At 46.0% G+C, this 23,817-nt stretch carries 19 protein-coding genes and 5 pseudogenes; 12 read left to right on the forward strand and 12 right to left on the reverse strand.

Going from position 1 to position 23,817, the window contains the following annotated elements; genetic code table 11:
* Positions 1 to 222 precede the first annotated feature (222 nt).
* Both CS022_RS00850 and CS022_RS00855 read right to left on the reverse strand, forming a co-directional pair.
* Positions 223 to 699 (reverse strand): YchJ family metal-binding protein, encoded by a 477-nt coding sequence (locus CS022_RS00850; RefSeq protein ID WP_129120699.1) that lies wholly within the window; start codon positions 697 to 699, stop codon positions 223 to 225.
* 91 nt (positions 700 to 790) lie between these two features.
* A pseudogene (locus tag CS022_RS00855) lies at positions 791 to 2,199 on the reverse strand (glutamine synthetase family protein).
* A gap of 277 nt (positions 2,200 to 2,476) precedes the next feature.
* Between CS022_RS00855 and CS022_RS27050 the strand changes: the two are divergent.
* The 9 genes and pseudogenes from CS022_RS27050 (at position 2,477) to CS022_RS00890 (ending at position 10,368) form a co-directional block, all read left to right on the forward strand.
* Positions 2,477 to 2,830 (forward strand): gamma-glutamyl-gamma-aminobutyrate hydrolase family protein, encoded by a 354-nt coding sequence (locus CS022_RS27050; RefSeq protein ID WP_268967838.1) that lies wholly within the window; start codon positions 2,477 to 2,479, stop codon positions 2,828 to 2,830.
* Between the two features lie 8 nt (positions 2,831 to 2,838).
* The gene (locus tag CS022_RS00860) at positions 2,839 to 3,339 is read left to right on the forward strand and encodes a gamma-glutamyl-gamma-aminobutyrate hydrolase family protein (protein WP_268967839.1); all 501 of its coding nucleotides are present in this window, start codon (positions 2,839 to 2,841) and stop codon (positions 3,337 to 3,339) included.
* The gene (locus CS022_RS00865; protein ID WP_201746174.1) at positions 3,305 to 4,651 is read left to right on the forward strand and encodes a glutamine synthetase family protein; all 1,347 of its coding nucleotides are present in this window, start codon (positions 3,305 to 3,307) and stop codon (positions 4,649 to 4,651) included. Before CS022_RS00860 ends, CS022_RS00865 begins: the two co-directional genes overlap by 35 nt.
* 120 nt (positions 4,652 to 4,771) lie before the next feature.
* Complete coding sequence (locus CS022_RS00870; protein ID WP_129120700.1) at positions 4,772 to 6,160, forward strand: aspartate aminotransferase family protein; 1,389 nt, start codon at positions 4,772 to 4,774, stop codon at positions 6,158 to 6,160.
* 139 nt (positions 6,161 to 6,299) lie between these two features.
* Positions 6,300 to 7,400 carry a polyamine ABC transporter substrate-binding protein gene (locus CS022_RS00875; RefSeq protein WP_129120701.1) on the forward strand — a complete coding sequence of 367 codons (1,101 nt, stop codon included), beginning with the start codon at positions 6,300 to 6,302 and terminating at the stop codon, positions 7,398 to 7,400.
* A gap of 100 nt (positions 7,401 to 7,500) precedes the next feature.
* Positions 7,501 to 8,026 (forward strand): annotated as a pseudogene (locus CS022_RS27895) (ABC transporter ATP-binding protein); the annotation flags it as partial.
* Positions 8,027 to 8,147: 121 nt separating this feature from the next.
* A complete protein-coding gene (locus CS022_RS27900) occupies positions 8,148 to 8,615 on the forward strand; it encodes a TOBE domain-containing protein (RefSeq protein WP_408057191.1) in 468 nt (155 codons plus the stop codon).
* On the forward strand, positions 8,612 to 9,541 hold the full coding sequence (locus CS022_RS00885) for an ABC transporter permease subunit (protein WP_129120702.1): 930 nt from the start codon (positions 8,612 to 8,614) through the stop codon (positions 9,539 to 9,541). The genes CS022_RS27900 and CS022_RS00885 overlap by 4 nt, the downstream gene beginning before the upstream one ends.
* Complete coding sequence (locus CS022_RS00890; RefSeq protein WP_129120703.1) at positions 9,538 to 10,368, forward strand: ABC transporter permease subunit; 831 nt, start codon at positions 9,538 to 9,540, stop codon at positions 10,366 to 10,368. The genes CS022_RS00885 and CS022_RS00890 overlap by 4 nt, the downstream gene beginning before the upstream one ends.
* Positions 10,369 to 10,408: 40 nt before the next feature.
* On the opposite strand, the gene CS022_RS00895 is transcribed toward CS022_RS00890, so the two are convergent.
* Together CS022_RS00895 and CS022_RS00900 are read right to left on the reverse strand one after the other, a co-directional pair.
* Positions 10,409 to 11,467 (reverse strand): DUF6670 family protein, encoded by a 1,059-nt coding sequence (locus CS022_RS00895; RefSeq protein ID WP_129120704.1) that lies wholly within the window; start codon positions 11,465 to 11,467, stop codon positions 10,409 to 10,411.
* A 205-nt stretch (positions 11,468 to 11,672) separates the two neighbouring features.
* Entirely contained in the window at positions 11,673 to 12,221 is a 549-nt protein-coding gene (locus tag CS022_RS00900) for a cupin domain-containing protein (protein WP_129120705.1), read from the reverse strand.
* A 316-nt stretch (positions 12,222 to 12,537) separates the two neighbouring features.
* Between CS022_RS00900 and CS022_RS00905 the strand changes: the two genes are divergently transcribed.
* Positions 12,538 to 13,845 (forward strand): NAD(P)/FAD-dependent oxidoreductase, encoded by a 1,308-nt coding sequence (locus tag CS022_RS00905; protein WP_129120706.1) that lies wholly within the window; start codon positions 12,538 to 12,540, stop codon positions 13,843 to 13,845.
* An 81-nt stretch (positions 13,846 to 13,926) separates the two neighbouring features.
* On the opposite strand, the gene CS022_RS00910 is transcribed toward CS022_RS00905, so the two are convergent.
* Positions 13,927 to 14,664: an SDR family oxidoreductase gene (locus tag CS022_RS00910; RefSeq protein ID WP_129120707.1), complete on the reverse strand. Its 738-nt coding sequence runs from the start codon at positions 14,662 to 14,664 to the stop codon at positions 13,927 to 13,929.
* Positions 14,665 to 14,835: 171 nt separating this feature from the next.
* Here CS022_RS00910 and CS022_RS00915 point away from each other — a divergent pair, with 171 nt between their 5' ends.
* A complete protein-coding gene (locus CS022_RS00915) occupies positions 14,836 to 15,435 on the forward strand; it encodes a TetR/AcrR family transcriptional regulator (protein WP_161569514.1) in 600 nt (199 codons plus the stop codon).
* On the opposite strand, the pseudogene CS022_RS27590 reads toward CS022_RS00915, so the two are convergent.
* The 7 genes and pseudogenes from CS022_RS27590 to CS022_RS00955 all read right to left on the reverse strand — a co-directional run bounded on the left by CS022_RS27590 (position 15,401) and on the right by CS022_RS00955 (position 22,809).
* Positions 15,401 to 17,010 (reverse strand): annotated as a pseudogene (locus tag CS022_RS27590) (PepSY-associated TM helix domain-containing protein). The gene CS022_RS00915 and the pseudogene CS022_RS27590 sit on opposite strands and share 35 nt — an antisense overlap.
* 4 nt (positions 17,011 to 17,014) lie before the next feature.
* Positions 17,015 to 17,266 (reverse strand): hypothetical protein, encoded by a 252-nt coding sequence (locus CS022_RS00930; RefSeq protein ID WP_129120711.1) that lies wholly within the window; start codon positions 17,264 to 17,266, stop codon positions 17,015 to 17,017.
* The gene (locus CS022_RS00935; RefSeq protein ID WP_129120712.1) at positions 17,256 to 17,600 is read right to left on the reverse strand and encodes a hypothetical protein; all 345 of its coding nucleotides are present in this window, start codon (positions 17,598 to 17,600) and stop codon (positions 17,256 to 17,258) included. Before CS022_RS00935 ends, CS022_RS00930 begins: the two co-directional genes overlap by 11 nt.
* 175 nt (positions 17,601 to 17,775) lie before the next feature.
* A pseudogene (locus CS022_RS00940) lies at positions 17,776 to 19,271 on the reverse strand (aldehyde dehydrogenase).
* Positions 19,272 to 19,542: 271 nt separating this feature from the next.
* A pseudogene (locus tag CS022_RS00945) lies at positions 19,543 to 20,357 on the reverse strand (SDR family NAD(P)-dependent oxidoreductase).
* A gap of 67 nt (positions 20,358 to 20,424) precedes the next feature.
* A complete protein-coding gene (locus CS022_RS00950; RefSeq protein WP_161569515.1) occupies positions 20,425 to 21,210 on the reverse strand; it encodes an SDR family NAD(P)-dependent oxidoreductase in 786 nt (261 codons plus the stop codon).
* A 135-nt stretch (positions 21,211 to 21,345) separates the two neighbouring features.
* Positions 21,346 to 22,809, reverse strand: a complete 1,464-nt coding sequence (locus CS022_RS00955) for a flavin-containing monooxygenase (protein ID WP_129120714.1) — start codon at positions 22,807 to 22,809, stop codon at positions 21,346 to 21,348.
* Between the two features lie 111 nt (positions 22,810 to 22,920).
* Between CS022_RS00955 and CS022_RS00960 the strand changes: the two genes are divergently transcribed.
* On the forward strand, positions 22,921 to 23,589 hold the full coding sequence (locus CS022_RS00960; protein WP_129120715.1) for a TetR/AcrR family transcriptional regulator: 669 nt from the start codon (positions 22,921 to 22,923) through the stop codon (positions 23,587 to 23,589).
* Positions 23,590 to 23,817 lie beyond the last annotated feature (228 nt).

Genomic DNA, 23,817 nt, shown 5'->3' on the forward strand with positions numbered 1-23,817 from the left:
TGATTATCTGTATTTTTGTCCTTTTCTTCTTCCTGTTGCCCGCCAGTTCGGCCATCTCGCTCGATGTGGTTAATTTTTTGATAGGGCGACCTGATTAGATTCTGCAAAATCATGATAAACCTCACCGTCGTTAAGTGTGCTTTCACTTATATACATCGGCGCAACGGCGATATTCTTTATACCGCCTTGCCAGAGGCCGCAGACTGACATCGGATAGCCGATTTAGCCACAACACTTTTTGAACTTTTTACCACTGCCACAAGGGCAAGGATCATTTCGTCCCGCTTTGAGGTTACCGGGAAAGACACCATCAATGTAAAACCACAGGTTTTTACCCTCTATGAGTTCGCACAAAAAACGTGACTTTTCGTGCAAGCAATACTCTTGTACATCATCGGCGTAATGGGCTTTAAACTCGACGAAACCCTGTTTGCCGCTACTATCAATGTTGCTGCTGAGTACCTGAAGTCCGAGCCAATCGCTATTGATCGAATCAGCAATACCCTTTCGATGCTGTTCCGCCTCGCAGCTCGGATGGTAGGTATCAACGACAAAATCCACCAAACCTAAAACATGTGCCGCGTAGCGTGCACGCATCAGCTTCTCAGGGTGATCGACGGAGGCGTGGTCATTGTGTGCGGGCTGGCAGCATGCAGCATATCCGCGCTGACTGCCGCAAGGACAGGATTGCACTGTCATCATTTTTCCTAAAGCGAGATTAACCTGGCGCACATTCTGGATTCCCGCTTATTGACTGTCAAGGCAGGCAATAAGCGGGAGAAATGAAGTGCTAGAAAGCATGTAGATACCAGTTATATTCAAGCTGTGTTATCTGTTGCTCAAACTCTTCTAGTTCTTTGTTCTTACAGGTAATGAACACGTCGATAAAGTCAGTGCCAAGGTATTTTCTCATCACCTCTGAGCTATCAAGTGTTCGCAGGGCATCACGTAAGTTAGTAGGCAGGTTGGGTTCGGTTTTGTCATATGCATTGCCGATGATTGGATCCGGTGGTGCTATCTTGTTGTCGATGCCGTGGAGGATAGAGGACAGCAAAGCGGCCATCATCAGGTACGGGTTAGCATCAGCACCTGCGACGCGGTGCTCTATGCGGGTTGCATCATTTGGACCTGCAGGGATGCGAAGCGCTGTCGTTCTGTTTTCTATGCCCCATGTGGTGGCGCAGGGTACGTAAAACTCAGGACTGAATCTGCGATAGGCATTAACGTTAGGCAGAGGATCGCCATATAGTCTGGCATCAGTTCAAGAAGACCACCTAAGGCATATCTCAGTATGTCAGTTGGCTCTTTGGCATGTTCAGGAGCAAAGACATTGTTGCCGTTCTCATCAAGCAAGCTGATGTGAAGATGCATACCATTGCCTGCCTGATCAGGGTAAGGCTTTGCCATAAACGTGGTTTCTAACCCATGCTCGTGGGCGACATGTTTTATCACGCGTTTCAGCAGCATCGCATGGTCGCATGTTGCCATGGGATCATCTGTGTGTTTCAGGTTGATCTCAAACTGGCCGGGCGCAGATTCAGCAACAATGGTGTCGGCAGGAATGTTCTGCTGACGCGCCGCTTCGATAATCTCGTTCAGTAAGTCTGCATGTTCATCCAGATCATCCAGTGAGTATACCTGCGTTGTTTCGGGCCGCTTTCCGGTGACTGATGATACCGGAGGGTGAGGAAGTCCCTCTTTGTCTCCTTGTTCAAGCAGATAGAATTCCAGTTCATAAGCAGACACGGGCGTGAGTCCTCGCTCTTTAAACTGGCGGATCACGCGTTGCAGCACCATACGTGGGTCGGCAAACATTGGTGTTTGCTTGTTCTCATACATGCTCATCAGTAACTGCGCGGTCGGGCGCTTTTGCCAGGGTTGCACACTCAGGCTTCCGGGCACAGGATAACAACTTGCGTCGCACTCACCGATTTCTAACCCAAGCCCTGTTTCCTCCACGGGGATCCCTTTTATGCTCATGCCATAGATGGAAATGGGCAATGCCACACCTTTGCTGAACACCTTTTCCAGTGCGTCACTTTCCACCCGTTTTCCGCGTACGATCCCATTCATATCAATAAGGAGAAGATCGACAAACTGTATATCGGGGTGCTGTTTGAGGAATGCCTGTGCCTCTTCAGGCGTGGCAAGATTGACATCTGATGGAATGAACAGATCCCTGTCGCTGTGGTAACGCATGATTCACCGCCGTGTGTAAATTATATTAATCACAAAATCTGCTTAGTTAAGTGAATATCAAACATCAATTATTGTCAATGACAGAGCCTTTCCACCTTGATGTTAAGCAGTGACAGTAGCTATCTTGCGATTTTTTAGTGATATAGATGTATTAACCTAGAGAATAATAATCGAAGTGAAATGTGGCTTATTTTACATCATTGCGTAATTTATTTTTTACGTGTAGTGTGTGATAAAACGAACGAAAAGTAAGCAGTTCATTCTCTAAGAGGTGAAAATGTCTGTGAACCAACCACCACATCATTTGGCTGAACACGTCGCAGCGCTGTCTGGTATGGCTTCTTCAGAGCGTCGTGTGAGACCGCTGGTGGGGGTAACGGCATGCACCACCATGATGGGTGCTCATAACTTTCACTTCGCTGGCGAAAAATACCTCAAAGCAGTCGTGGACGGCGCAGGCTGCCTTCCCGTTGTCATTCCAGCAATAAATGAGCCTACTGTTTTATCCGCTTTGCTCAGTCAACTTGACGGTGTGCTGTTCACGGGCTCACCATCAAACATCGAACCTCATCACTATAACGGCGCGCCCAGTGACCCGGGTACCTTCATGACCCGCAGCGTGATGCGGTGAATTTACCTTTGTTAAAAACAGTGATTGAAAGCGAGGTGCCTTGCCTCGCGATTTGTCGCGGGTTTCAGGAACTGAATGTTGTCTGCGGCGGCACACTGCATCAAAAACTTCATGAGTTGGCGAACTTCATCGAGCACCGTGAAGATAAAAGTGCGGACATCAGTACTCAATATGGTCTTTCACACACTGTGGCGATAGAGCCGGGAGGTATTCTCGAAAAACATTGGGGAGAAAAAAGGGTAGAGGTCAATTCTGTTCACACTCAAGGGATAGCTCGTCTCGGTGAGGGGCTCAGAATCGAAGCCAAAGCACTTGATGGGTTGATTGAAGCGGTTTCATTTCAAAGTGAGGCTTTTACTCTGGGAGTCCAATGGCATCCTGAGTGGAAAGTCACAGAAAATCCCTTCTATTCAACTATCTTCAAATTATTCGGGGATGCATGTCGGCATCGTTCATCGATGCGTGAGAGGGAATATGAACAAGCTAAAGAAGTGGCTGAAAGACAATAAGATCACAGAGGTGGAATGTGTGGTCAGCGACTTATCGGGTATTGCACGCGGCAAGATAGCACCCGTTGATAAGTTTATAAATGAGGGTGAAATGCGTCTGCCTGAGAGCGTGTTGCTCCAAACAGTGACTGGCGATTATGTCGACGATGACATTTATTATTCGTTGCTGGACGAGGCCGATATCGATTTTATCTGCAAGCCGGATGAAGACGCGGTTTATCTGCTGCCATGGACAATTGAAGAAACGGCGCAAATCATCCATGACAGTTATGACAAGATGGGTAACCCCATTGAACTTGCACCCCGCAATGTTCTTAAAAAAGTGTTGAAACTATACGCGGATAAAGGTTGGCAACCAGTTGTTGCACCGGAAATGGAGTTTTACCTCACCGCCCGTAGTGACGATCCCGATTTACCTTTGCAAGCACCGATAGGGCGCTCCGGCCTAAAAGAAACGGGTAGGCAGTCTTTCTCAATTGATGCCGCCAACGAGTTCGACCCTCTTTTCGAAGACATGTATGAATGGTGCGAGGGGCAAGGGTTGGCGATTGATACCCTGATTCACGAAGAAGGCATGGCGCAGATGGAGATTAACTTCCGTCACGGCGACCCATTGCAACTCGCCGACCAGATTTTTGTCTTCAAACGCACCCTGCGTGAAGCGGCATTGAAACACAACGTTGTAGCAACCTTTATGGCTAAACCGATCACCAACGAGCCGGGCAGCGCGATGCACCTTCACCAGAGCATCATTGATGTTGAAACCAAGAAAAACATCTTTACCAGTCAAGACGGCACCATGTCGTCGTTGTTTCTCAATCACATTGCCGGGCTACAAAACTACGTGCCGGAAATGCTGCCGATGTTTGCGCCAAACGTGAACTCCTTCCGCCGCTTTCTGCCCGATACGTCTGCGCCAGTCAACATGGAGTGGGGGGAAGACAACCGGACCTGTGGCTTGCGTGTGCCAAATTGTACGCCACAAAGCCGACGGGTAGAGAACAGGCTTCCCGGTGCCGATGCTAATTGCTATCTCGCAATTGCTGCCAGCCTTTTATGTGGCTACATCGGCATGGTTGAAGAGTTGAAGCCCTCACCACCTGTGCAGGGGCGTGGTTATGAGTTACGCAGCCCGACGTTACCTTACACGCTGGAGGCAGCATTGGAACGTATGGAGAACTGCGACAAGGTGTCGCATTACCTTGGCGAGTCATTTGCGAAAGGTTTCATTGCCGTCAAACGGGCGGAACAGGAAAACTTCAAGCGGGTTATCAGCTCTTGGGAACGTGAGTTCTTGCTGCTGACCGTTTGACTAAATGGATGGTGTGAACTGAGAGGAAACGCTCTGAATAAATAACACCGATAATGAACAACATGGGGATCAGCGTGGTGAAACCACTGATGGACCCGTCACGACGTATGTGGAGGCAACATGGCTGAGCATAATCTGGCTTACAATACGGAATCGTTACAACAGCAGGATAATCAACATTATCTACACCCGTTCTCTGATCATAAGTCATTAAGAGAACAGGGTGCTCGAATGATAGTGAAGGCAGATGGTGTTTACATCTGGGACAGCGACGGTAACAAGATTCTTGATGGTATGGCTGGGCTGTGGTGCACCAACATTGGATATGGTCAGAAGTCTCTCGCCAATGTTGCTTTCGAGCAAATGAATGAACTACCGTACTACAACAGTTTTTTTCAGTGCGCTCACCCGCCAGCCGTTGAATTGGCAAAAGAAATTGCAGAGCTTGCCCCACCGCATATGAATCAGGTGTTTTTTACCGGGTCAGGCTCCGAGTCTAATGACACAGTGCTACGTATGGTTCGTCATTATTGGAACCTGAAAGGTAAACCTGAAAAATTCACCATTATTGGCCGCCATAACGGTTACCACGGCTCGACAGTTGCGGGTGCCAGCCTTGGTGGAATGAAGCCGATGCATCAGCAAGGTGGATTGCCCATTCCGGGGATTCATCATATTCCTCAGCCCTATTGGTTTGGTGAGGGCGGTGATCTGTCTCCGGAAGAGTTTGGCATTCAGGCCGCGCAGGAGTTAGAAAAAGCGATACAGGATATCGGCGAAGACAAGGTCGCCGCTTTTATCGCTGAACCTATTCAGGGGGCAGGTGGCGTTGTCATCCCACCCGATACCTATTGGCCGGAAATCAAAAAGATCCTCGCGAAACACGACATTTTATTGATTGTTGACGAGGTGATTTGTGGTTTTGGTAGAACCGGAGAGTGGTTTGGTAGCCAATACTTTGGTCTTGAGCCAGACTTTATGCCAATTGCGAAAGGCCTTACATCTGGCTATATCCCTATGGGAGGTGTGATTGTCAGTGACCGTGTCGCGGGCGTATTCGAGCAGGAAGGCGGTGAGTTTTATCACGGTTATACCTACTCGGGCCACCCGGTGGCTGCAGCGGTCGCACGGGAAAATATCCGCCTAATCAAAGAGAAAGGGCTGGTGGAGTATGTGAAAAATGACATTGGCCCCTACTTGCAGCAAGCTTGGAAGACACTCGGTGACCATCCCTTGGTCGGGGAAACCCGCGGCCTTGGTTTACTGGCAGCGCTTGAAGTAGTCCAAGAGAAAGAAGGTCGAGTGCGCTTTGATTCTGACTTAGATGTCGGTGGTATGTGCCGTAACACCAGTGTAAGTAATGGACTGGTGATGCGTGCGGTGGGCGATACGCTGATCATCAGCCCGCCAATGATCATTTCTCGCGATGAGGTCGATGAGCTCATCACAAAAGCCAGAAAAACGCTAGATTTAACCATGGAGTCACTGAAACAGCAGGGACTCTACTGAGCACAGAAGATTTACGTTGTTTTGCCTGCAGTTCGAAAGAGGCGGGCCTGTAATACCTCAGGGTGTATTTCACAGCATCCTTAACCCCGGGCAGGAATGTGCCTGTTCGGGTCACGGATACAGTAAACAAGGAGAAATCATGAAGATGTCAATCGGTAAGCCGTTACTGGCGCTTGTGTTGTGCAGCCTTGCGTTACCAATGAAAGCAGGGGCAGAAGAGATCCTCCGCATTTATAACTGGAGTGACTATATCGCCGAAGACACCCTAGCGAACTTTGAGAAAGAAACCGGTATCAAAGTGACCTATGATGTCTACGACAGCAATGATGTGCTGGAGGCCAAACTGCTGTCGGGTAATTCCGGTTACGATATTGTCGTTCCTTCCAGCAGCTACCTTGCCAAACAGATTAAAGCTGGTGTCTACCAAAAATTAGATAAAAGTAAACTGACTAACAGTGGCAACCTCGATGCTTCATTGATGAAGCGACTGCAAAATGCTGATCCCGGTAATGCGCACTCTATCCCCTACCTCTGGGGCACTAACGGTATTGGTTATAACGTCGATAAGGTCAAAGCAGCGATCGGCGGAGCTCTTCCGGGAAATAAACTCGATTTGCTTTTCGACCCTAAATACGCGGCCAAGCTGAAAGACTGCGGTATTGCGATTGTTGATGCTGCTGACGAAGTTTTCCCGCAGGCACTTCACTCTCTGGGGCTAGATCCAAACTCCAAGAACAAAGCAGACTACAAAAAAGCCGGTGAAGTATTGGCGAAGATTCGCCCATACGTGACCTACTTTCACTCCTCCCGCTATATCACTGACCTAGCGAATGGCGATATTTGTCTGGCGTTTGGTTTCTCAGGTGATGTGTTTCAGGCCGCCTATCGCGCCGAAGAAGCGGGCAATGGACAGAACATAGAGTATGCAATCCCCAGTGACGGGGCGATGTTATGGTTTGATACCATGGCGATCCCGGCTGATGCGAAAAATGCCGACAACGCCCATAAGTTCATGAACTATGTACTGCGTCCTGAAGTGATTGCGCCCATTACGGACTATGTGGCTTACGCCAACCCCAATCCGCCATCCAATAAACTGCTGGATCCGGAAGTGCTCAACAACCCTGCCATTTATCCGCCAGCCGAAACACTGAGCAAGTTGTTTGTTGCGGAAGTGCTACCGAAGAAAATCAGCCGTGAAATGACCCGTATCTGGACACGGATGAAAACCGGTAAGTAAACCTTGTGTGCTGACAGAGACGCCAGTCTGGCGTTTCTGTTGGTATTGTTCTTTTTCCCATCGGCTTCGTAAGCTGCATGAGCAAGCAGGATGCACACTTATGGACAATCAAAAGGTCAACGGACAGGCCACTGAGCTGCTTCGTATCGACAGAGTGAGTAAACTTTTTGGTGATGTCAGGGCAGTGGACGATGTCTCCCTTACAATAGAAAAGGGAGAAATATTCTCGCTGCTGGGCGGCTCGGGTTCAGGCAAATCTACCCTTCTTCGTATCCTCGCAGGTTTTGAAAAGCCATCTACCGGTCGTATTTACCTCGATGGTGAGGATATCACTGACCTTGCGCCCTATGATCGACCCATCAATATGATGTTTCAGTCTTATGCCCTTTTCCCGCACATGACAGTAGAGCAGAACATTGCCTTTGGGCTCAAACAAGACAGCCTACCCAAGCAGGAAATTCAGGAAAAAGTGGCTGAAATGCTCAAGCTGGTGCGAATGGAAGCTTACGCCAAACGCAAACCTGATCAATTATCCGGCGGCCAGCGCCAGCGCGTTGCCTTGGCGCGCTCCTTGGCGAAACGGCCCAAGCTTTTGTTGCTTGATGAGCCGATGGGGGCGTTGGATAAAAAGTTACGCACCCAGATGCAATTGGAAGTCGTCGAGATCCTCGAACGTGTTGGGGTGACCTGCGTGATGGTCACCCACGATCAGGAAGAAGCGATGACCATGCTGGACGAATCGCCATTATGCACGAGGGCTGGATTGCTCAGATAGGCACACCCACTGACATCTATGAGAGCCCAAACAGTCGGATGATTGCCGAGTTTATTGGTTCTGTGAACTTGTTTGAAGGCGAGATCGTGTCAGATGAAGTCGACCACTGCATCATAGATAGCCCAGAAGTCGCGCAGCAGCTCTACATTGGTCATGGGGTCGCGACCAATGTGGAAGATAACCGCGTATGGCTAGCTCTACGCCCTGAAAAAGCCTTAGTCAGCCGAGATAAACCGGAGGATAGTTATAACTGGTCTAAGGGTATTGTTCACGATATTGCTTACCTTGGTGGCAATTCGATTTATTACGTGCGTTTACCCAGCCAGAAAGTGGTGATGTGCAGTATTGCCAACATTTCACGAAGGCAAGATAAACCCACATGGGACGATGAGGTTTATATAAGCTGGGAGGCCGCCAGTGGGGTGGTATTGCGCTCATGAGCGGGGTTGGTGCGCCGCAGAATAAGGCCAAATCGAAAATGTTGTTCCCGAAAGGGCGACACATCACCATGGGCATCCCGTTTTTTTGGCTGTTGCTGTTTTTTGCTTTGCCGTTTGTCATCGTGCTTAAAATCAGCTTTTCGACAGCGGCGGTCGCTATTCCGCCGTATGAGGCCATTGTTCAGTACGTCGATGAAGTGGTGCAGATTGCCCTTTATTTGGAAAACTACATTCTGCTGTTCGATGATAATCTCTACTACCATGCTTACCTGAGCTCGGTCGAGATTGCGTTCTTTTCGACGCTTGGTTGTTTACTGCTGGGCTACCCAATGGCCTATGCCATTGCCCGAGCCCCCGCCAGACAGCAGACGATCTTACTGCTGCTGATCATGTTGCCATCATGGACATCCTTCCTTATTCGGGTTTACGCATGGATGGGCCTGTTGAGCAATACCGGATTGATTAATAACAGCTTGCTTTGGCTTGGGTTTATCGACCAGCCGCTGCAGATCCTCAATACCAATATCGCGGTGTATATCGGCATTGTTTATGCCTACCTCCCGTTTATGGTGCTCCCGCTCTATGCCAACCTTGTGAAACTGGACATGACGTTACTCGAAGCGGCAGAAGACTTGGGCTCACGTAAACTCAACACCTTTTGGAGAGTTACGCTGCCACTGTCAAAAGGCGGCGTTATTGCCGGGTCAATGTTGGTGTTTATCCCCGTGGTGGGTGAGTTTGTTATCCCTGAGCTTCTTGGCGGACCAGAAACCTTGATGATAGGCAAAGTGCTTTGGCAAGAATTCTTTAACAACCGCGACTGGCCCGTTGCCTCAGCTTTGGCGATTGTGATGCTGGCAATCCTTATAATTCCTATCAGTTTGTTCCACCATTATCAGTCAAAAGACTTGGAGGCTGAGCGATGAAACAGTGGCGTTTTTCTTCCATCATGCTCTGGGTGGGGCTGATTTTTCTCTATCTACCGATGCTGATATTGGTGATCTACTCCTTTAATGCCTCCAAGCTAGTTACGGTCTGGGGCGGTTGGTCAATCAAATGGTACGGCGAGCTGTTCCGTGATGAGCAGATTTTAACAGCGGTGTGGACGAGCCTTCGCATTGCCTTTTACAGTTCAACCATGGCAGTGATACTGGGTACCTTAGCCGCCTTCGTGATGACCCGCTTCCGACGTTCTCGGGGCCGATTTACGCTGTCGACAATGATCACCGCGCCTTTGGTCATGCCAGATGTAATCATCGGTCTGTCACTTCTGTTGCTGTTCGTGCAAATGGGCGAGCTGTTTGGTTGGCCGGCTGAACGGGGCATGACAACGGTTTGGATTGCCCACTCGACATTTTGCGCAGCTTATGTCGCGGTGGTGGTGTCATCGCGTCTCAGGGAAATGGACTTTTCGATTGAAGAGGCAGCGATGGATTTGGGTGCCACGCCGTTAAAAGTCTTTTTCGTGGTGACGATGCCTATTATCTCGCCGTCACTGATTGCCGGATGGTTACTGAGCTTCAGTTTGTCCTTGGATGATCTGGTGATTGCCAGTTTCGTCTCAGGGCCTGGCTCAACCACGCTACCTATGGTGGTTTTTTCATCGGTCCGGCTTGGTGTCTCGCCTAAGATTAACGCCCTAGCGACCCTTATTATTCTAATTGTCGCGATAACCGCGTTTATTGCGTGGTACTTTGCTCGAAGGGCAGATCAACGCTCGCGGGCGGCACTGAATAACGAAGGTGCAGCTTAAACAGGACTCAGATAAATATAAAAACGGTTTTGTTTCATTTTCATGAGTCACGACAGTCAACATACTCAATATAAGCACGGCCGCTGATTGGTTCTCCCTCCAGCTCGCCGTGGTATTGGTAACCACCCACATAGCCTCTGAGTAATCCATATGTCATCGGTGTATCGATAGTGCCGTGCAGTGTTAGCATTTTTTTGCCATTCTTATCGCTCGCGGTCCAGGTGAAAGTCTCCGGCAGTCTGGTATGCCTACCCTCTGGTGTTACTCGGTCAGAATCCTCGAATTTTGTGACTTCAAAATGTGTATGACGTTGGCTGCTGCAGCGAACTAGTTCTCCTCGTCTTCGAATATAGGCTTCTTTGAGCACTGGTTTACTTTTTATCATGACATGCGCCAATAACAACTGCGTGTTTTCATCGATATGAATAATTTGATAAGTGAAAAAATCAAAGGGGAATCTGGATGTTTTCGATATTGGCTTATTAAATATTCCGTATGGACTGAAAGCATTAAAGTATTCGAAACAGCCATGGCCTGATATTATTTCAGTGTTACCTTTATTAGAAATAAACCCTTTATAATCTGCCATGAGTGAGAGATGTTTATATATTGGGTTGTGAATGAACCAGGTAACATTGTCATGACAGGTTAATGTGATATCGAGATGATAATTATCATGAGTCATTCGAAGATGAAACTCTGGATAATTGCCAGATAAGGTAACGTCACTACCAAACTTAATCAGGTTACCGTCATGAGACATTTCACAGTCACGGTCGATAGAGTAAGAGGCAAAGTTAGATGTCTCTGGTAATGCAGTTCCACTGACCTGAGTGACATTTCGCCTCGGGACATCAACTAACATGTAGTCGTTATCGATCATTTTTATACCTGATGAACCAATTAAAGACATTAAAGAGAAATACTTAAAGGGTTCGGGTAAGTTGGGGATCATCACACCGTAGTGAGTAAAACTAAATAAACGTTTATCGATATTGGGGCGAATAAATTCAGGGCAGTCAAAACGTTTTAATCTTTGCGCCTTTGTTGAATCAAACTTTTTATACAATGTGTTTAATGCTTTTTTTGAAATTTTCAAGGCTCTTCCCTAATTCTGGAATAATTATTCTAATTATTTCCCTTATATCATTGGATGAGCTGGCGTTATTTGTTTCCATTTTGGGATTGATTAATTTTAAAGTGGTAATAAAGCCACTTTAGTAATCAGCATTCATAGAATAAATATGCAATCAAATGCAATTTTAGGGTAATTCCAGAGACAGGGATGTATCTGGAATTATGCATTAGAAATTAGCAGGTGTAGTAGCACTAAAAAGCATACATGTTTCATCGAAGGGGTTATTAAAACGATGTGGACGGTTGCTGTCGAAATAGTAACTGTCACCTTTCTCAAGGACGTAAATTTCATCACCGACAGTTAATTCCAGCTTTCCTTCAACGACGATTCCTGCTTCTTCACCGTCATGTTGCAACATATCAGAGCCTGAATCCTTTCCCGGAGGATAAGACTCGCTAAGTACGGCGAGTGAACGGTTAGGGAAATCTTTACCGACCATCTTCATTGACACGTCACTACTGCCAATTTCCAACAGGTCCTTCTGACGATATACAACAGGCGTGCTTTCTGCTTCAGTAATGTCCGTAGAAAAGAATTCAACTAATGACATTGGGATGCCGGAGAGGACTTTCTTCAAGGAGCTAACCGACGGGCTAACACTGTTTTTCTCAATCATTGAAATGGTACTGTTTGTGACGCCAGCTCGCTTTGCCAGCTCACGTTGTGACAGACCACGCTGTTTCCTTACTGCTTTCAGATTTGCTCCGATATCCAATCTTATCTTCTCCTGCTAATCGATGAGCCTTTTCGGTATGGGGTATGATCACAGATTGTCAGTGATTTTGAACGTTTAATCCTAATCTCTATAAGGGGTAATTCAAGCAATATATCTTTTCAAAATCATAAGTGTAAAAAATATCTTTCACTTTTAGTTGCACATCACTACTCAAGGTCGCTGCCCCGACTGTTACTGATAGCGAAATTAAGTGTCTCAATTTTATATAAAGGTACTCAGTGTGTCGCTTTTTTTCTTCACCCCAGTGTCAATAATAGCGTAAAATTTGTTTGATATATTTTACGGAGGTCAAGGTATGGCTGCATTCCGGTCAGGGCAACCACATACAAGCTCTTATTACGCTGCAACGGCTAAGTACACGCAACGTTACCCGATACTTGAAGAGAGTATTGACGTTGACGTCTGTGTGGTGGGAGGTGGTTTTAGTGGAATAAATTGCGCCTTGGAGCTGGTTGGCCGTGGCTTTACGGTTGCTGTATTGGAAGCCAATAAAATAGGGTGGGGCGCCTCAGGTCGAAACGGCGGTGAGCTTATTCGTGGCATTGGTCATGGCGTCGAGCAATTTCGGAGTCAAATCGGTGATGAAGGCGTTCGCGCTTTAGAACTAATGGGCATAGAGGCTGTCGAAATCGTCCGCGATCGCGTTCAGGCGCACAGTATCGATTGCGACCTGACCATGGGGTACTGCGATCTTGCCACCAAGCCCTGTCACATGACCGAACTCGAACATGATTATGAACAGCTGCAGCGCAACGGCTACCAACATGAACTAAAAATGCTGGATAGAGATGGTTTATCTGACGTCATTGGCTCAAATCAATATGTCGGCGGTATGTTGGATATGGGCAGCGGACACCTCCATCCGCTGAACCTTGTCACTGGTGAGGCAAAGGCTGCAAGTGATTTGGGTGTTCAGATTTATGAAGATACGCCAGCGTTGTCGATTCAAAAAGCCGAAAAGCCTTTGGTGAAAACCGAGAAAGGACAAGTGCGATGCCAGTATTTGGTATTGGCAGGCAATGCGTATATTGGCCACAAACTTGAACCTCACGTTGGCGGGAAGGTTCTTCCTGCGGGCAGTTACATCATTGCGACGGAGCCGCTCAGTGATGAACTAGCCGACGCGATCATTCCTAAAAATATGGCGTTTGCCGACATGAGTATCGCGCTGGATTACTATCGCCTATCTGCCGACAAGAGACTGCTTTTTGGCGGTCTTTGTACCTATTCGGGCAAAGACCCCCGAGATATCACTGCAGCACTAAGACCCAACATGAACAAAGTGTTTCCCCAACTCAAAGATATCTCGATCGACTTTGAATGGGGCGGCATGATTGGAATAGGGGCTAACCGATTGCCACAAATTGGTCGACTTCCTGATGCACCTAACATCATGTTCGCACAGGCTTATGCCGGGCATGGCGTAAATGCCACACATATGGCTGGAAAAGTCATTGCCGAAGCGTTGGCCGGACAAGCAGAGCGGTTTGATGTATTTGCTAAAGTGAAGCATATGACGTTTCCGGGTGGGCCCATGTTTCGCTCCCCGTTGTTGGCGATTGGTATGTCTTACTACCGTCTAAAAGAAGTGCTTTGGGGTTAATCGATGGTTAGAACACTTTGGTAAAAAGTGACGCTGAAGCTTGATCATTTACACGCTACCAACGTCACTAACCGATGATGACTACGCTGACACTTGAGCTTCAATGACGTTTTCAGCATAGCTCCTATATTGTTGCTCGAACTGTTGGGCAACAGAATCTGGAAACAGATGAAACTTGCCAGCGGCCAGCGCATCAATGATCCCATCGACGACAACAGACGCAGGTTCAGCGTTATCCTGCATACCTGCTGACGCTGCCATATCTGTTGCGATAGGGCCTGGGTGAACGCTCAATACCTGTACACCACTTTCCGCCCATGAATCTCTTAAACTTTGCGTGAGTGCGTAACTGGCTGCCTTTGATGCCGAATAAGTGCTGACGCCAGCAAAACCTTTTATCGACGCAACAGAGTTCAACTGTACTAAGGCGCCTTTATTTCTTGCCAAGGTTTCACTGAAAGCCTGAGCGATGTAGAGGAGTCCATAGGTATTGACTGCAAGCTCTTTTTGAAGGGATTCAACAGCATGCTGTGCGAGGGGTTCGGCTGGGGTAAGGACACCCGCATTGTTGACTAAAAGCTCGACATCTGGTGCCCGCTCTGCCAGTGCATTAATAGATGCTGGGTCTTGCATATCAGCAACCAGTGTTTTTACCCTATTTCCGTAGTCGTTTTCTAAATCGGAGGTTGAGCTTGGATCTCTCACTGCCAAGTATACTTTAGTACTCCCTGCTCCTAGTAAGCCTTCAACGATAGCGCGACCAATTCCTCTGTTTGCTCCAGTGACTAAAGCGACCTTGTTCTTCACGTGAAAAGCCATTTCAATCTCCTTGTCCTGACGTTATTAACGATTAATTCTATACCGATTGGTAAGTTGAATGATTATTTACTGATCGGTACAATTAAGTCAACAATGAGTGTAAAAATATATTTTATTGATATTCGGTTTATTTTTAGACGTTCAATGGTTCGCTTTGGCAAAGAGGTAAAAATGGCAGCAGGCCGAAAGTGTGAATTTTGCAAAGAGCAGGCGCTCGATGCCGCGATGAAAGTGTTTTGGGAAAAGGGTTTTTTGGGCGCGTCACTCTCAGAGCTCACCCAAGCGATGGGCATTAATAAACCGAGTATGTATGCGGCGTTTGGCAATAAAGAGCAGCTTTTCGTTGCTGCAACAGACTATTTTGCCGAGCGGCATGGCTCTCAGGCCTGTCGAAATCTTCAGCAGTCCGAAGGTACTGTCAAAGAGAGAATGAAGGTCTACTTGTCTACGGTGTCTGATATGCAGAACCAACCCGGCCTTCCCCCGGGGTGTTTTATTGCTCAGGCTATCGGCGAATCAGTTGGGGGATCTTTGCCTGCCGCGGCGTTGTCTGCTATCCAAAAAGCCAGTGGTATTTCTTGGTCATTTCTTACCGATTTTTTTCAGCATGAAATCGATGCGGGTCGGCTGTCTGACAGCAAAAGCGCAGAGGTTTATACCCGTTATACACTTACCGCGATTCAAGGTATGGCTTCAATGGCCAGAAGTGGCGTACCCCGCCATAAAATGAATGATGTTATTGATTTAACACTGCTTGCTTTTGAAGACTGATCTCTTGCGTTGGTGCACTGTCTTTACGTGATTGCTTTCTGACGTAGCGTGCAGTGATGATTGCTGTTACGCCCAACGTAATTAGAAGTGCTTCTACGATTAAAATATCGACATGCCCGAGCATGACAAGCTGAGAAATTTCAATTCCCACTAGTGTCCAATCAGCCACCAAGGTTGCGATGAAGCAGCTACCCGATAAGTAGAGTAAGACAGACGCTGCAACGCCCGACTTTTTCATGACCTGTGCAAAGATGACGGACAATATCCAGGTGAAGTAAACGAGTTGCTCAAGGTATTGTGCGCGCTCGGGTAGATCTGCAGATAGGAGCCTTGCGGCAAGAAAGCCTACTGATGTCGCCAGTACGACCCCAATAAAGCCGCCAACCGTGAGCCTTCTGACGAAATTCAGCCCACGTTGACTGTAATTTCGCTGCTTCGCCCGTTTCTCTACCCACATCAGATTACCAGTAATGATGATATAGCAAGTGGCAATTCCAAACAGGAAGAACGCAATGCGCAGACCATATCCAGCAAAATCACCAAAGTGAAGACTCGCTATGACTTGAAGGCCTGATCTCACTGCGTTGTCATAGTTATCATGCGTAATGTAAGTTTGGGATTGATCACTGAAACGATAGTGGACCTCAGCCTGTGTTGAAAAGTGATCGACTGAGCGGTTCTGGAAAATAGCGACAGCACTGGTATCACCAAAGTGCTCGATAACAATACGCCGAAAAGGTTGATTGCCAATGTCCGCTTTTGCTTTTTCGACCAGTGCATTCAACCCTGACATGGGGAGAGCGTTACCAGATTCTTCAATGTGTGGTTCGTTAAATCCTGCTGCTTGGAGTAATCGCTCCTGATCACCCTGATAAAGAAGTACAGCGTAGGAAATTTGGTAAACAATAACCAAATTAAACACCAGCCCTGTGAAGGCATACATGATGTGGAAAGGCAGCCCCATAGTTCCGATAAGGTTATGGCGTCCAACCACTTATCCTTTTTGCCTTCAGAGCGATATTGGAAAAAGTTTTTAACGAGTTTTCGCCAGTGGATGACTGTGCCTGTCAGTAGGGCAACAAAAAAGAACAGGGTAATTAATCCAACAAAATATAAACCAATCCTGCCAAGCCCTAAATTGTAGTGAAGCTGATAAATGAAGTTAGCGAACTGAAAGTTTTCGCCATTACCAATAATTTCGCCGTTATTAGGGTTTAGATACACGTGGACATCATGATGATCCTCTCCTGTTTCAGGATCGGTATCGTCGATGACTTCTGCGAAATAGGCTTCGATATATGGTGTGTATTCAGTCGGCGGAAAAAGGTAAAAGCCATGGTCGACTTCTACGTTATAGCTATTTTGTATTGAACTGATTGCCTTATCGTAATCGACAAAGCCGTAATTAAACTGACCAATCTCTTTTGCCAGGGGAGGAGTGTGTTCCCAACTGAGAACGTTTTCCCTGAATAGACTGATTGACCCTGCAAAAAATATGATGAAAAGGACAGTGGAAATAATCAGACCAATCCAAGCATGTGCATTGGTGAGAGATTTGAGCGTCGTCGTCTTCATATTATTAAGCAACCATTAATACAGTGTTTAACATAGCGGAAGGGAGTAGAACGAGTGACAGTACTTTTAAAGCTGTACGCGTTCTTTCAAAAGAGTAGGTCCAGGTGATGACACCTGCCCATATCGGAAAAGCCAGAATAAGGCCTGTGATCAGTTGGACATCTTCATCAACAGGCAATAAAAGATTGATGTTGAGTACATAGGACATCGAAATGAACAGACCCAGAAATAAACCTGTGACCGTTTTAGACCACATAACTGAGTGCTCCGAAAGACAGCAGTAATGCAGCAACCAATGAATTAGCGAACCGTGCGTTTTTAAAATAGGGAGCAAGAAGCGTATTTAAGATCAGTGAAAGCATGAGTACAACAACACTTGCCAGTAACGCTGAAACATTTGGGTAATGCAGAGAAAACAGCCAGCAGCCGCTGACGAAGCCGAGAATAAGACTCGATAGGCCTAAGAACTTTGTGATGGCAGTTTCTATGTATACCTGATGTCTGCTGCTCAGGTAAAAGCACTGCGCGCCCAGCCAGATAGGAAGAATGGCAATAAAACTCATCTTTATGCAAATGATAATTAATTTCACTTGAATGTATTGCTGATTAATCACCTCTGCAATCAATCATGAGTTAATTGCGATCAAGTTAATGAAATACTGCTCGGCGATGAAAATATACGATGAGAGTTTGGCAACAAAAGCCAGCTTTTCGCTGGCTTTGTACTGGTTATCTTTGATGAGTAGATAATTACTGCGAGAACACTCAAAGCTTGATCCATGTTGCTTTCACTTCGGTGTATTTCTCAAAAGCATGGAGCGACTTATCACGTCCATTACCTGATTGCTTATAACCGCCAAATGGGGCTGTCATATCACCGCCGTCGTATTGGTTAATCCAGACCATACCTGTCCTCAAAGCTTTTGCCGTTTTGTGCGCGAGGCTTATGTCGGATGTCCATACTGCGGCAGCCAGGCCGTACTCGCTGTCGTTAGCAATCGCAATCGCTTCTTCTGCGGTATCGAACGTGATCACTGACAGTACCGGACCAAAAATTTCATTTTGCGCAATGTCCATCGCGTTTTTTACACCATCAAACATGGTTGGTTGTACGTAAAGGCCGCCGGTTTCCGCCATTACTTGTTGACCGCCAGTAATCACGTTGCACCAGCCTTTTTTCCGTTATCGATATAGTCCAGCACCGTTTTGAGTTGATGCTGATCAACCAATGCACCGACGTTTGTTTGCGGGTCGAGCGGATGGCCGGGTCGCCAGGTTTTGAGGGCTTCAGCCACTTTTTTGACAAAAGTATCTTTGATGCTGCTTTCAACCAGTAGTCGTGAGCCTGCAATACACACTTCACCCTGATTAAAGGCAATTGCAGCCGCTGCTGACTCGGCAGCGGCATCAAGATCCGGTGCATCAGCAAAGACGATGTTCGGGCTTTTACCACCTGCCTCCAGCCAGACGCGTTTCATGTTGGATTGACCAGCATAGATCATCAGTTGCTTGGCAATTTTGGTTGAGCCAGTAAAGACGATGGTATCCACATCCATATGAAGCGCGAGAGCTTCTCCCACGGTATGACCAAATCCGGGCAGCACATTTAATACACCAGCAGGAATACCAGCCTCAATGGCCAATTGGGCAACACGAATAGCAGTAAGGGGCGATTTTTCAGAGGGCTTTAGGACCACCGAGTTGCCTGAAGCTAGCGCGGGGCCCAGCTTCCAGCATGCCATCATCAGGGGAAAGTTCCATGGTACGATAGCCGCAACCACACCCACGGGTTCACGGGTGACCATACCTATTTCAGTAGGATCCGTTGGCGCAATTTCGTCGTAAAGCTTATCGATAGCTTCGCCTGACCAGCGAAGTGCATTTGCTGAGGCGGGAACATCAATAGTATGCGAATCACTGATTGGCTTGCCCATGTCGAGCGCTTCCAGTAAAGCGAGCTCATCAGCATTTTCTTCGAGCAAGCCAGCGAATCTAATAACGGCCCTTTTACGTTTAGCTGGTGGTAATTGTGACCACACCCCAGACTCAAACGTGCTCCTCGCGTTAGCGACGGCGAGATCAGCATCACTCTTGTCGCAGCTCGCCACATTACATAATACCGTGCCGTCTATCGGACTAATGCAATCAAAAAACTCACCACTTTGTGCGGTCTGATACTTGCCGTTTATAAAGGCACGGCCCTCAATGGAGAGTGAGTCACGGAGCGCTTGCCATTGTTCCATTGTCTGAGGTGAACTCATCGTCATTTTCCCTTATTCACACTGATACCAATCAACATTGATTCTCTGAGTGTTTAACAAATCATAGCAATAATGTTCGATATATTTTACATGCTAAGCGACAAAAAAGGTTGGCGCAAGGCAAGTATCAATGATTTATACAGGTAAGTTCATCGCTAAGACAAGGTGGGGGGTACATGGGGATAAATTGGCTTAATCATCGAGAAACGTCCGCGCCCATCAACATGAAAGAGGGCGCGGATGAAGTGTCGTATCGTTCTATTGCGTAATGCTACCTAACTTCAGCTCGTCGAATTATCATCATTAACCTTACGACTATCGGGAAGGCGTTGGGGAGTAGGCGGATCAACCAGTCTTGACGGCGACCGTCTGAGATGAATATCCGCCCTTTATTTTTTAAAACACCATTAATAATGGTTTTCGCCGCTTTTTCAGCTGAGGTGCCTTTTTGTAGCGCATTATGAAAACTCGGAGTGTTTTTGCCGTGATAGTCAGCATTCATTGTGATGTTAGTTGCAATTGCGCCCGGGTGAACGGTGTGAAACGTAATGTTGTTGATACCTCTAATCTTGTGTTCGACCCTGAGTGTATCGGTAAAGCCTCTTACCGCAAATTTGGTTGTGCAGTAGGGGACGAGATAAGGCAATGGTAGCAGTCCTTGTGAGCTGGATAAGTTTATTATCGCTGCCTCGTCTTGCTTTACCATTAATGGATAGAGAAGCTGCGTCGTTCTGATGACGCCCCAATAATTAATGTTGGTGATTTTCTCAAAGTCCTCAACAGTGACCTCGTCAAATGTCCGGTCACCCAATGCGATACCTGCATTGTTAAACAGTAAGTTTACTTTGCCGAATCTCATCTTGATGTCGTTGACAAAATTCTTGATCTGTCCGAGTCGGCCATGTCCACATTAGAAGAAAATACCTCAACGCCCGTTCTGGCTAAAAGTGCTTCCGTATTTTTCGTATTGTTGATGTCACAAATAGCAACATTGGCTCCGGCTTCAGCGACGGCAACAGCCAGTGCTTGGCCAATCCCTTCCGCTGCACCTGTAATAACGGCTACTTTTCCTTGTAATGTGCGCATGGCGCGTCTCCTTTCCCGGCAAACTGTTAATACTAAATGTAATGACTGTTGGAATACTTATATTGCGCTAAAGCTGGCGATTGATAATCATGTTCCACAATGTGAGTGGACAAAATTTGGCGGCTAACCAGACAGGCAGAGAAAAGTATCCGAATACAATTTGTGGTTTCTTTTTGCTAATTTTATTTATGACATGACGAGCGATTTTCTCTGGTGGCGTTCTCAAAAAGGCCTTTTTGAATTTTTCAGAGTTCGCGTCCTGGCGGCGGCTAATATTGGTATCGATACCACCGGGGTGAACACAATGAATGGAAATCGGAGAATGATGGTATTCGGCCATTAACGATTGCGTTAGACCCGCAACAGCGAACTTTGACGCACAGTAATCGACATTTCTTGGAATACCTACCAAACCAAAAATACTCGAGACATTGACCAAAATACCCTCATTTTTCTCCTCCAGATGAGAGAGAAAGACTTTTGAGCCGTTGTATACGCCATAGAAATTGACATCCATAACGTGTCTAAACGCCTCAACATCCGTTTTTGTCGCTGTATCGCCTGTACCCTCTATGCCTGCGTTGTTGATGACGACAAACGCCGGACCAAGTATCTCTTTTACTTGATCCCCGAATTTTTGCATTTCCTCAAAATTCGAAACATCAAATGCGCTGGTCATGATCTTTATATCAGCGACATCTTTGACCATGGCTTCCGTTTCTCTTAGGCTTTGGTCGTCATAGTCATTGAGAGCGAGGTTTGCCCCCAACTTAGCAAACTCCAGCGCATAAGCTCGTCCCATACCAGATGCAGCACCGGTAATGACAATGGTTTTATTTGAAAAATCATTCATTATTTCTTCCTTACAAGTCATTTAATGCATGAAAACTGACTTTATTCCTACAGTGAAAATGGAATAATCATTATCTAATGAAGAAATAGATAAATGATTTTTACTAAGCTAATACTTGATTTATTGATATTCTATTTATTGAAAAACATGGTGATCTGGATTTAATTTCTTGGTGATTTTGTAGAAACTGAAACTAAAGCCTGGATACATAGCAATAACTTTTCCATTCTTACTTTTATACCAACTATTACATCCACCACGGTACCAGATGGTTTTTTTCATCTCTTCATGAAGCTTTGTTGTGTATGTTTCCTCAGTCTCTTCTTTAACTTCACAAGTCTGATAGCCTTTAAATTCACATTGTTTAATGGCATCAATGATATAGTTCATTTGTGATTCAATAATAAATATTGCTGAGGTGTGTCCAATGCCGGAATTAGGACCGCATGATAAAAATAAATTTGGGAATCCAGGTAAGCTTGTACCCAAATAAGCCCGAGGGAATTCACTCCATGTTTCAGATAGGCTTTTATTATTCCTACCGATAACAGGGTATGGGATGACCCCATCAGTAGCATCGTAACCTGTTGCATAGACAATTAAGTCGAGATCAACCTGTTTACCTTGTGTCGTTAATATCCCATTTTCATTTATTTCTTTAATCCCGTTATCTTTCAAGTAAAGGTGAGTATTCTCTCTGTTATAAGTTTTTAATAAGTCGTTAGAGAGAATAATTCGTTTACAACCAATCGTATAATCTGGAGTAAGAGCTTTTCTTTTATCGATGTCTTTTACTTGTTTTTTTAAATGATGGAGCGCTTCACGTTGAGGTATGTTTTTCATCAACCATGGCGAGTATTTGAACCCTATCATTCGAGTTTCGAGTGACCAATAGATAATGTAGCGAAGCAATTTGTATATAGGTTTTACCGCTAAGAGCTTGCGTTCGAAACGGCTGAAAATTCGGTCTGGTCTTGGTAAGACCCAGTGAGGTGTTCTCTGAAACACATGAAGGTCGCCAACATCAGGAGCGATAGTTGGAATGACCTGAGAGGCACTTGCTCCACTGCCAATGATAGCAACACGCTTGCCTGTTAAGTCAAAATCATGATTCCAGTTATTCGTATGAAAGCTCTCGCCTTTGAACGTTTCTTTACCCTTAAAATTTGGTACAACCGGGGTACTGAGAGGTCCAGAACAGTTGATAACGAACTGAGCGTGAAATGATGAACCATTCTTTGTTTCAATATGCCATTTCTTGTCGTCTTCACTCCACGTGATGTCTTTAACATCGGCATTCAATGTGACTTTTTCGCGCAATCCGTACTTATCAATCACCATATTTGTATAAGTTTCTAGCTCTTTTTGCTCAGCAAACATTCTAGACCAAGGATAGGGTTCGAAAGAGAGAGAATATAATGGTGATTGAACGTCAACGGCAGCGCCGGGATAAGAGTTTTGACACCATGTTCCGCCCGTAAAATTTCTTCTTTCTAATATAATAAAATCGTTGATTCCATTCTTTATCAAGTTTATTGCAGCGCATTGACCACTGAACCCACTTCCAACAATAACTACCTTGTAATTTAAAGATCCCATATTCTCCCCGAATGGATGCTAATTAGTGATAATATTATTTTTAGCTATAATGGGGTTATGCTAGATCTGAAAACATATGTAGTCAAATTCGTATAAGTGGAATATATAAAGATGTCAACTAATGAATCAGGTGTTAAAGATTCGAGAAGTTATGCTGGAGTCAGTGCTGAACAAAGAGCGAATGAGAGGAAATTAAAACTCATGGCTGCAGCTCTTGAAGTTGTTGGCAATCAAGGGTTTAAAAATGCAACTGTGCGAGCAATTTGTAAGGAATCAGGACTCACTCAGAGATATTATTATGAGGCGTTTGAAAACGCAGAAGATATGCTTATTCAGCTATATCTTCATGAGGTAAGAAAAATATATATCAATATTCAGGATGCAATAAACTCGCATGAGGCTGCAGAAGACAAAATCAGAATAGGGTTACGCACCTATCTTGAAACGTTTAAGAATGATCCCCGTATTGCAAATCTCATTCTCAGTGAGGTTTTGGGTGTCTCACCTGCCGTTGATATTGCCTATCAAACTCAAACCAACCGCTTTATCGACTTTTTAAAAGAGCTTTATCAGCAAATGGTCTTTTCGGCAGTCAAAAAGAATTTAAACCTTCCTTTCGAAACTTTTGCCCGGGGCTCCGTTGGCGCGGTGTTGTTGATTGCCCGGAACTGGGTGCTGACAGACTATGAGGAAGATCTCGACAAAATGGTCGATGACATATCGTTTTTGCCGACGCAAGTCATTAAGCATGGAAGAAAGCTGAGATTTTTGATTTGGTAAATATGCCTTTATCAGTGACCGCTCACAAAGGCCTAGCCGTGTAACGACGCTTTCTTAATACTGAGTGTTAACAGCTCATTCATTGTTGAGGAGAGCACTTAAAGACACTGCAGGCACATTCAACGGTGCGACACCAGCCTGTTACGTACTTTCTCTATTTCAATATTTTTTACGAAAACCACCATTATGATTTTTATATCAAACAAAATGTCTTTACTGTTCGTTATA

Source organism: Veronia nyctiphanis (assembly GCF_004116385.1).
GTDB classification, from domain to species: domain Bacteria; phylum Pseudomonadota; class Gammaproteobacteria; order Enterobacterales; family Vibrionaceae; genus Veronia; species Veronia nyctiphanis.

Coding starts and splice junctions, on each gene's coding strand:
- CS022_RS00875 (WP_129120701.1), top strand. CDS start 6,300: ATGAAGATGTCAATCGGTAAGCCGTTACTGGCGCTTGTGTTGTGCAGC.
- CS022_RS00870 (WP_129120700.1), top strand. CDS start 4,772: ATGGCTGAGCATAATCTGGCTTACAATACGGAATCGTTACAACAGCAG.
- CS022_RS00905 (WP_129120706.1), top strand. CDS start 12,538: ATGGCTGCATTCCGGTCAGGGCAACCACATACAAGCTCTTATTACGCT.
- CS022_RS00885 (WP_129120702.1), top strand. CDS start 8,612: ATGAGCGGGGTTGGTGCGCCGCAGAATAAGGCCAAATCGAAAATGTTG.
- CS022_RS00865 (WP_201746174.1), top strand. CDS start 3,305: ATGAACAAGCTAAAGAAGTGGCTGAAAGACAATAAGATCACAGAGGTG.
- CS022_RS00850 (WP_129120699.1), bottom strand. CDS start 699: ATGACAGTGCAATCCTGTCCTTGCGGCAGTCAGCGCGGATATGCTGCA.
- CS022_RS27050 (WP_268967838.1), top strand. CDS start 2,477: ATGTCTGTGAACCAACCACCACATCATTTGGCTGAACACGTCGCAGCG.
- CS022_RS00910 (WP_129120707.1), bottom strand. CDS start 14,664: ATGGCTTTTCACGTGAAGAACAAGGTCGCTTTAGTCACTGGAGCAAAC.
- CS022_RS00955 (WP_129120714.1), bottom strand. CDS start 22,809: ATGGGATCTTTAAATTACAAGGTAGTTATTGTTGGAAGTGGGTTCAGT.
- CS022_RS00950 (WP_161569515.1), bottom strand. CDS start 21,210: ATGAATGATTTTTCAAATAAAACCATTGTCATTACCGGTGCTGCATCT.
- CS022_RS00890 (WP_129120703.1), top strand. CDS start 9,538: ATGAAACAGTGGCGTTTTTCTTCCATCATGCTCTGGGTGGGGCTGATT.
- CS022_RS00960 (WP_129120715.1), top strand. CDS start 22,921: ATGTCAACTAATGAATCAGGTGTTAAAGATTCGAGAAGTTATGCTGGA.
- CS022_RS27900 (WP_408057191.1), top strand. CDS start 8,148: ATGCACGAGGGCTGGATTGCTCAGATAGGCACACCCACTGACATCTAT.
- CS022_RS00930 (WP_129120711.1), bottom strand. CDS start 17,266: ATGTGGTCTAAAACGGTCACAGGTTTATTTCTGGGTCTGTTCATTTCG.
- CS022_RS00915 (WP_161569514.1), top strand. CDS start 14,836: ATGGCAGCAGGCCGAAAGTGTGAATTTTGCAAAGAGCAGGCGCTCGAT.